Genomic DNA, 2014 nt, shown 5'->3' on the forward strand with positions numbered 1-2014 from the left:
TTGCGGTGGGTTTATACATTGCTAATCTTTTTGATGCCTTTCACTGTCTCTATCCCCATACCAACAATCCTCAAGCTGAAAAAATACCGAGAACCCATAAAAATCCTTGGTTTGCTGTTTTTTTATCCCGCATTCTTCCCGGTTTAGGGCAATTCTATCTCCAAAAAGTAACCCTCGGCGGCCTCTTCTTGGCATTAACCATAATTTTTTCTTTTGCTGATGATTTTGTTCCCGCTTTGTCGCTTTTAACTTGCACGATCGCCGCTTTAGCAACGTATCATGCTTATATTGCTTTTCCGTCCAAAGATCGCAACTCTCAAGGGCGATCTCTTGTTCTTGGTATGGCGATCGCCGTTTTGAGTTGGGGCATTTTAACTCGTTATATTCCTCTGGGGTTAGTGAATTATATTGAAATGTTTAGCGTCCCGAGTTCTTCCATGCAGCCTACCCTACAAATCGGCGATCGCATTTTAGTAGAAAAATTGTCCCATTATCAGCCTCAACCCGGAGAGTTAGTCGTATTTACAGCCCCAGAAAATGCCCGCACTCTCGATCCCAAAGATACCCCCGATAAAGAAATTTTTTACGTCAAGCGTGCGATCGCCTCTGCTGGACAAACGGTGAAAGTTAGCGGAGGATTGGTATATGTTAACGAACAGCCCCTACAGGAAAACTACCTAGCAGCTCCCCCCAACTACGAACTAGCTCCTCAACAGATTCCCTCAAATTCTTATTGGGTGTTGGGGGATAATCGCAATGATAGTTTTGATTCTCATGTTTGGGGTGTTCTTCCCGCAGAGAATATTATTGGTCGAGCCTATAAAATTATCTTTCCCCTGTTTCGATCGCGCTCCCTTTTACCCGACTAAACTTAGAGAATCATTCCTTGGCGATCGCAACTCTCTCTTTTTTCCTTCAGCCTCAAACAATCGCCAACCCCCATATTACCCGAGACAACCCAATGGCAATGGAAGAAAAGTCAGCCAAGGTTAGTTCTCGAAAAAAATTCCCTTGTCCCCCAATACAGTATCATCCTACATCTTTTTGGGAATGACTCGATTCTGGCGCGATACTGATGTAAAAATCAACCCGATAATTCTCCGGATAATCGAGCCGATCTGCTCAAGAAATTGCCAAATCATCCAAAACGGAGAGGTAATAAACCCGCGATCGTACAATAGGGAAAAATACCGTAGGATTTTGATTAGCTTGCAGTTTTGACCTCTATTCCCTTAATTTTATTTCCCTGAAGATTAAAGATATATTGCCTTTCTAGACCACAAAACTAGCATCTTCTCCTCGAGCGGCTTGCCAACTGCGAGCATCATAGTAAAGATCGGCAAGAGTGATGCGATAAAGTGATTCTTTCAGTTTTTCATTCAAGCGCTTCCACAAACTCAATGCAACCCAATCTTCCGCGCGATCGGCATCGGGAATTTGTTTGGGTAAAGGTGCAACCTCTTCCCCTACGGCCGCAAAGATTTGTCCTAGAGAAATTTGCGAGGGATTGCGAGCAAGCTGATAGCCCCCGCGAGAACCTCGAATTGAATAGACTAGACCCCCTCGACGCAATTCAATCAGGAGTTTTTCTAAATAAGGAGCAGGGATATCTTGACGCTCTGCGATCGCGCAAACCGATGCGGGTTTATCATCGGGTTGTAAACTCAAATCCAAAAGAGCCTTGACGCTGTAATGCCCGCGAGTTGTCAGTTTCATGAATCAGTTTGTCCAATAAAGTTAGAGAATGCTATGGGCAATGGAGGTGTGAAAATACAAAATGTTACAATTTTCCCCAGCTCGCTTCCAATCCTCTTTAATAAGTTTAAACTCTTGTTGACTTAGGGACAAAAAATATAGTTTGATATGTTAAAGTGATGAAGGTCAAAATTATTGTCTTGGCAATCTTGTTATTAGACAATAAGACAAACCAACAAGAACAACCAACCCAAATATTAAGTTAATGAGTACGACAAAAACCTCCGAACCCTTAGTCGGTCAAGACCTCCTGGATAAA

2 protein-coding genes are annotated in these 2014 nt (G+C 42.9%); one reads left to right on the forward strand and one right to left on the reverse strand.

All coding sequences use genetic code 11. The features are described 5' to 3' along the window. The coding region (gene lepB / locus VB714_RS15375; protein WP_323225509.1) for a signal peptidase I at positions 1-869 on the forward strand (869 nt) is incomplete at its 5' end. Between the two features lie 403 nt (positions 870-1272). Here lepB and VB714_RS15380 read toward each other — a convergent pair. Further along, positions 1273-1716, reverse strand: a complete 444-nt coding sequence (locus VB714_RS15380; RefSeq protein WP_323225511.1) for an RrF2 family transcriptional regulator — start codon at positions 1714-1716, stop codon at positions 1273-1275. Positions 1717-2014 lie beyond the last annotated feature (298 nt).

It is taken from the genome of Spirulina sp. 06S082 (assembly GCF_034932145.1).
Taxonomy (GTDB): domain Bacteria; phylum Cyanobacteriota; class Cyanobacteriia; order Cyanobacteriales; family Spirulinaceae; genus CCY15215.